General features: G+C 52.5%; 6 protein-coding genes. 2 read left to right on the top strand and 4 right to left on the bottom strand.

Going from position 1 to position 6,052, the window contains the following annotated elements; all coding sequences use genetic code 11:
* The 4 genes from nrdF to HMPREF0308_RS11500 form a co-directional block, all read right to left on the bottom strand.
* Window positions 1–1,019 (bottom strand): class 1b ribonucleoside-diphosphate reductase subunit beta (gene nrdF, locus HMPREF0308_RS11515; RefSeq protein ID WP_080548663.1); only part of this gene is annotated, 1,019 nt, incomplete at its 3' end.
* A 53-nt stretch (window positions 1,020–1,072) separates the two neighbouring features.
* Window positions 1,073–3,271, bottom strand: a complete 2,199-nt coding sequence (nrdE, locus tag HMPREF0308_RS11510) for a class 1b ribonucleoside-diphosphate reductase subunit alpha (protein WP_034657573.1) — start codon at window positions 3,269–3,271, stop codon at window positions 1,073–1,075.
* Window positions 3,272–3,306: 35 nt separating this feature from the next.
* Window positions 3,307–3,765, bottom strand: coding sequence for a class Ib ribonucleoside-diphosphate reductase assembly flavoprotein NrdI (gene nrdI / locus HMPREF0308_RS11505; protein WP_034657571.1), 459 nt, complete (start codon window positions 3,763–3,765; stop codon window positions 3,307–3,309).
* A gap of 116 nt (window positions 3,766–3,881) precedes the next feature.
* Window positions 3,882–4,562 (bottom strand): metal-dependent transcriptional regulator, encoded by a 681-nt coding sequence (locus tag HMPREF0308_RS11500; RefSeq protein ID WP_005531784.1) that lies wholly within the window; start codon window positions 4,560–4,562, stop codon window positions 3,882–3,884.
* Window positions 4,563–4,699: 137 nt separating this feature from the next.
* On the opposite strand from HMPREF0308_RS11500, the gene HMPREF0308_RS11495 reads away from it, so the two are divergent.
* The gene (locus HMPREF0308_RS11495; RefSeq protein ID WP_005531783.1) at window positions 4,700–5,299 is read left to right on the top strand and encodes an ATP-dependent Clp protease proteolytic subunit; all 600 of its coding nucleotides are present in this window, start codon (window positions 4,700–4,702) and stop codon (window positions 5,297–5,299) included.
* A gap of 21 nt (window positions 5,300–5,320) precedes the next feature.
* Complete coding sequence (locus HMPREF0308_RS11490; protein WP_005531782.1) at window positions 5,321–5,944, top strand: ATP-dependent Clp protease proteolytic subunit; 624 nt, start codon at window positions 5,321–5,323, stop codon at window positions 5,942–5,944.
* Window positions 5,945–6,052 lie beyond the last annotated feature (108 nt).

Genomic DNA, 6,052 nt, shown 5'->3' with positions numbered 1-6,052 from the left:
TCCCAGTCATCATCACTCGTTTCTTCAGCGGTACCAATGACATAGGAGGAGCCTGAACCAGAGAAGAAGTCATGGTTCTCATCTGCTCCAGGAGCTAGGGCGGCGAGAATTTCTGGGTTAACTTCCGTTTCCTCAGGTGGGAAGTAATCTGGGTAGCCCAAGTTCATCAGGGCCTTATTTGCGTTATAGCGAACGAATACGGCTACATCGTCCATGAGTCCTAATGGTTCATATAGTTCGCCGGAGTATTCCAGCTCTAGGGAATAGAGCTCCTCGAGCAAAGAGATGGTGAAATTCTTCATCTCTTGTTGCCTTTGAGGAGAAGAAGATTCTAGGCCACGCTGGTATTTATATCCCGAGTAGTAACCGTGTACTGCCTTGTCACGCAGAATGAGGCGAATCATGTCTGCCGTATTGGTCAGGGTGGCGTGGACAGAAAAGTGTAAGGGGAGATAGAAACCTGCGTATAGAAGGAGCGAAGAAAGCAGCGTCGATGATACCTTGCGCTTGAGCGGATCTGGCCCGTAATAGTGTGTGAGGACTTTCTTGGCACGTGCTTGGAGAAGGTCATTATTCACCGCCCAGCGGTAGGCTTCGTCGATTTCCTTTGTGCTGCTTAGCGTAGAAAACACTGAAGAGTAAGAACGGGCGTGAACTGATTGCATGAAGGCAATGTTGGTGTAAACGGCCTGCTCATGCTCGGTGCGGGCGTCTTGAATTTGGCAGATTTCTCCCACGGTAGCCTGCACGGTATCTAGAGTGGTCAGGCCTGTGAACACCCGCATGGTGAGGTTACGCTCTGAGGGCGTCATTTTCTGCCAGGCTGAGAGATCATTAGAAAGCGGCACTTTCTCCGGCAGCCAGAAATTGGCGGTGAGCCGGTTCCATACTTCAAGATCCTTTTCGTCACTCACACGGTTCCAATTGATGGGGCGGATGCGGGCTGAGGGATCATGGCGGAAGCCCGGAGGCGTAACAGAGATGCTAGTTAACGCAGCAGCGTTCGATGCTGAAGTCATTACTTTTTCCTTTCGGGTGAATTGGTAGTGCAAAAGATGGGAGGTCAGTGCTCCTACAAAGCGCAGGAGACGCAGCCTTCGACCTCAGTGCCTTGGAGCGCGGATTGGCGTAAACGGATGTAGTACAAGGTCTTGATGCCGGCCTTCCAGGCATAGATTTGCGCCCTGTTGATATCCCTAGTGGTGCTGTCGGCAGTAAAGAACAAGGTCAGAGAAAGGCCTTGGTCCACGTGCTGCGTGGCCATGGCGTAGGTATCAATGATTTTCTCGTATCCCACGGTGAAAGAGTCCTCGAAATACTCCACATTGTCGTTGGTCATTCCCGGCGCGGGGTAGTACACGCGCCCCAAGCGGCCTTCCTTGCGAATTTCGATCTTGGAGGCAATCGGGTGGATGGATGCAGTCGAATCATTGATGTAGGAAATTGATCCAGTGGGGGGAACTGCTTGTAGATAGGCGTTATATATTCCGTCTCGGGCCACCTGATTCTTTAATTTCAGCCAGTCCTCGCGTGTAGGAATCCGCACGCCTGCTTCATGGAAAAGCTGCTCTACTCGCTTGGTGGCAGGTACCCATTCCTGTTTGAGATACTTGTCGAAGAATGCGCCGGAGGCATAAGCAGAGTCTTCAAAACCCTGGAATCGCTGACCTTTCTCTACCGCTAACGCATGGGATGTGCGCAGCGCATGATAGGTCACAGTCAGGAAATAGAAGTTGGTAAAGTCCAAAGCCTCGGCGCAGCCATAGTGAATCCGTTTGGAAGCAAGGAAACCATGGAGATTCATCTGCCCCAAACCAATCGCGTGCATGGATTCATTGCCTTTAGCAATGGAAGGAACTGCTTCGATGTCGGTAAGTTCTGAGACTTGGGTGAGCGCGCGCACTGCGGTTTCTACAGTTGCTCCAAAATCCGGTGATTCAAAGGCCTTAGCGATGTTGAGCGAACCCAGATTGCATGAAATGTCTTGGCCGATGGTGGCGTAATTGCCAGATGGGTCAAGAGTGGATGGCGCGTTGACTTGAAGGATCTCGCTACACAGGTTGGACATATTGATATGCCCTTTGAGGGGATTAGAGCGATTGACCGTATCTTCGAAGAGGATATAGGGGTAGCCAGATTCAAATTGAAGCTCAGCAAGCGTAGTGAAAAACTCCCTGGCTTTGATGGTGGTGTGCGAAATTCGCGGATTGGTCACCAGCTCGTCGTAATGCTCGGTGATAGACATGTCGGACATGGGCACGCCGTATTCGCGAGCAATGTCATAAGGACTAAACAGATGCATGTCCTTGTTCTCTTTGGCCAGGCGAAACGTTATATCCGGAATAACGACACCCAGTGAAAGGGTCTTGATGCGAACTTTTTCATCTGCATTTTCCCGTTTGGTATCGAGGAAGCGAAGAATATCTGGGTGATGCGCATGCAGGTAGACAGCCCCAGCGCCCTGGCGGGCTCCCAGTTGGTTGGCATAGCTGAAACTATCCTCCAGAATCTTCATAACTGGGACTACGCCGGATGCTTGGTTCTCAATCTTTTTGATCGGGGCTCCGGATTCGCGCAGATTGCTTAGCAATAGGGCCACGCCACCGCCGCGTTTTGATAGCTGTAGCGCGGAGTTCACACTGCGGCCAATGCTCTCCAAGTTGTCTTCTATTCGCAGGAGGAAGCAAGACACCATTTCGCCGCGCTGAGCCTTGCCTGCGTTGAGAAAAGTAGGGGTGGCGGGCTGGAATCGTCCGGACATGATGTCGTCCACCAGTTTCTCTGCAAGAGCTTTGTCGCCTTGTGCCAGGTAAAGAGCTGTGGTGGTGACGCGTTCTTCGTAGCCTTCGAGGAGTGTTGAGCCGTCAAAGGTTTTTAGCGCGTAGGAAGTAAAGAACTTAAATGCGCCGAGGAATGTGCGGAACCGATGCTGGGCGCGATGTGCTCTGTCATATATGGCGCACAGGAACTCGTCCTCGTAAAGTTCGAGGAAACCCCGCTCATAGTATTCATTATCTACTAACCATTCCAGGCGTTCCGTGGTGGAGCTAAAAGTGCGCATGCGGGGAGCAACATGGTGGGCTAAATAATCCTGTGCTGCCTGAATGTCTTTGTCGAACTGAATTCTCCCGGAAGAATCGAATAAGTTCAGCTGCGCGTTGAGCGCATGGTAACTTTTGCGCTTACCAACGCCGCTCTCGTCGTTAGCACCGGTGGTGATGCGATGGGTTGCGTCAACAGGCTGCGCGGGTGTGGTCTGCGGAGGGGTCATTGTGTAGTCCAATCTGTGTGGTCCGGACGTGTTCTTCATCTTTTGACGTGTTCTTGCTGTTCCCAAAACTTGTGAAGACCTTGTTTTACGGTGTCAATATCTTTTTGGGTGCCGAGTAGCTCGAAGTGATACAGCTCGGGCACGTGGCACTTGGCGGAAATGATTTGGCCGGCTACGCAGTAGGCGTTACCGAAATTGGTGTTTCCTGAGGAAATGACGCCGCGGATAAAGGATCGATTGATTGGGTCGTTAAGGAAAGCGATGACCTGTTTAGGAACCGCGCGTTTGAGAGAGCCGCCTCCGTAGGTGGGGACGACGAGTACATACGGGTGTGAAACCTGGATCATTCCGTTTTTCTTGGGCCGTAGTGGAATTCGCACTGCGGGTCTGCCTAGGCGTTCCACAAATCTTTTTGTGTTTTCAGAAACGCTCGAAAAGTACACCAAATCTGGTGAGTCTGACATAGCAATCCTGCTCATCCTGGCCTGAGCCATTCGTGGGATATGTGATATCCGATAGGTTAATTACGTGTGGGCGTAGTTGCAAACTACGGTGCAACGTATATTTTAAAAACGCAGGTAATCTTAGGTTTAGGCGGAGGGGATGGCTTTTATGGGGTATGAGGAGCTACAAAAACTGCGTCGGTAGCCGGGCGCCCGAGCAGTACCCACGGAGCGCTACCAAATACTCGAACTTCGAGTGAGTCTGAAAAGGGGGCTCCTTCGCGCGTGTCTAGAACGGCACCCGTGACAATGCCGTGTTCTTTCAGGAAAGCTAGTAGTTGTGGGTCGGAATCGGAGATCCGTTCAACGATCACCTGAGATTGTGCTCCGCTGTCAGAGAGTCGGTGTGCACGAGGAATCGTGATGTTCCCATCGGCTGTGGGAATAGGATCGCCATGTGGATCCCTACTGGGAAAATTGAGGAATTTGTCCACGCGCTCTATCAGCATGTCCGACACTGCGTGTTCGAGATTTTCTGCTTCGTCATGGACTTCGTCCCATGTATAGTCCAATGCCTGTACCAAGAAAGATTCAAGCAATCGGTGACGGCGCACCATATCCAATGCATACTGTCTACCCCGACCGGTGAGCTCCACTGCTCCGTAAGGTGTGTGTGATACCAACCCTTGCTTGGTCATTTTGCGCACTGCATCGGAGACTGAGGAGAGTTTGAGCCCTAACCGTGCTGAAATAAGTGTGGCGGTTACGGGCTCAGATGACCATTCCTTTAGCCCCCAGATGGCTTTCAAATAATTCTGTGTGCTAGTGGAAAGCTCGGAAACAGACATGGGTAAATCTTAACCCAGCACCTTAGTGTGTGCTGACGTAGCGCTTCCAACGCTCATAGCGAACAGGGGCCCAATTTGAGAAGAATGTCGGTAAGGTGGGGCCAGTTAAAAATTCTTCAATTGAAGGAGCATCATTAATGTCTGAGAAGATTTCAATGAACTCATCCGCTACTGGTATGAGCCTGGGCGATAGCGTCTATGAGCGCCTCTTGCGCGAGCGCATTATCTTCCTGGGAACCCAGGTGGACGATGAAATCGCCAACAAGCTCTGCGCACAGATTCTGCTTCTGTCCGCTGAGGACCCAACTCGGGACATCTCCCTGTACATCAACTCCCCGGGCGGCTCCGTCACGGCGGGTATGGCTATTTACGACACCATGAAGTACTCGCCATGCGATATTGCCACCTATGGCATGGGCTTGGCAGCTTCCATGGGCCAGTTCTTGCTCTCCGGCGGCACTAAGGGCAAGCGCTACGCTCTGCCACACGCTCGCATCATGATGCACCAGCCTTCCGCTGGCGTGGGTGGCACCGCTGCTGACATCGCCATCCAGGCTGAGCAGTTTGCTCAGACCAAGCGTGAAATGGCGCAGCTGATCGCTGAGCACACCGGCCAGAGCTTTGAGCAAATCACCAAGGATTCTGACCGTGACCGTTGGTTCACCGCACAACAGGCCAAGGAATACGGCATCGTTGACCACGTCATCGAGTCCGTAAACGGCCCGATTAGCAACTAGGGAATAAGGAGAATTATCACTATGTCTAACCTTCAAATGCCTAATTCCCGCTACGTTTTGCCGGAATTCATCGAGCAGAACGCACAAGGCTCTAAGACCACCAACCCGTACTCCAAGCTTTTCGAAGAGCGCATCATCTTCCTTGGCACCCAGGTTGATGACACCTCGGCGAATGACATCATGGCGCAGCTACTGGTCCTCGAGTCTCAGGACCCAGATCGCGACATCACCATGTACATCAACTCCCCGGGTGGCTCCTTTACCGCGCTGATGGCTATCTACGACACCATGCGCTACGTACGTCCTGATGTGCAGACCGTGTGCCTGGGCCAGGCTGCTTCCGCAGCTGCCGTCCTGCTGGCTGCCGGTGCACCGGGCAAGCGTGCGGCACTGCCGAACTCCCGCGTGTTGATTCACCAGCCACGCACCCAGGGCACCCAGGGCCAGGTTTCTGACCTAGAGATCGAGGCTAACGAGATCGAGCGCATGCGCCGCCTCATGGAGAACACCTTGGCTGAGCACACCGGCCGTACTGCGGAGCAGGTTCGCATCGATACCGATCGTGACAAGATCCTGACTGCCCACGAGGCAGTAGAGTACGGCCTCATCGATACCGTCTTTGATTACCGTAAGCTCAACGCTTAAAACGTAGTAATTGAGCCAAAGCCCTTGCACCGTATATGTGGTGCAAGGGCTTTAATCTTTTCAGTTCTATAGGTCTTGGAGTATCACCCAAGTCCGTCCTACGGGTGG

The sequence above is a fragment of the Corynebacterium striatum ATCC 6940 genome (genome assembly GCF_000159135.1).
GTDB classification, from domain to species: Bacteria; Actinomycetota; Actinomycetes; order Mycobacteriales; family Mycobacteriaceae; genus Corynebacterium; species Corynebacterium striatum.
Note: the sequence above shows the minus strand (reverse complement) of the source record. Positions and strands in the feature narration are given on the sequence as shown.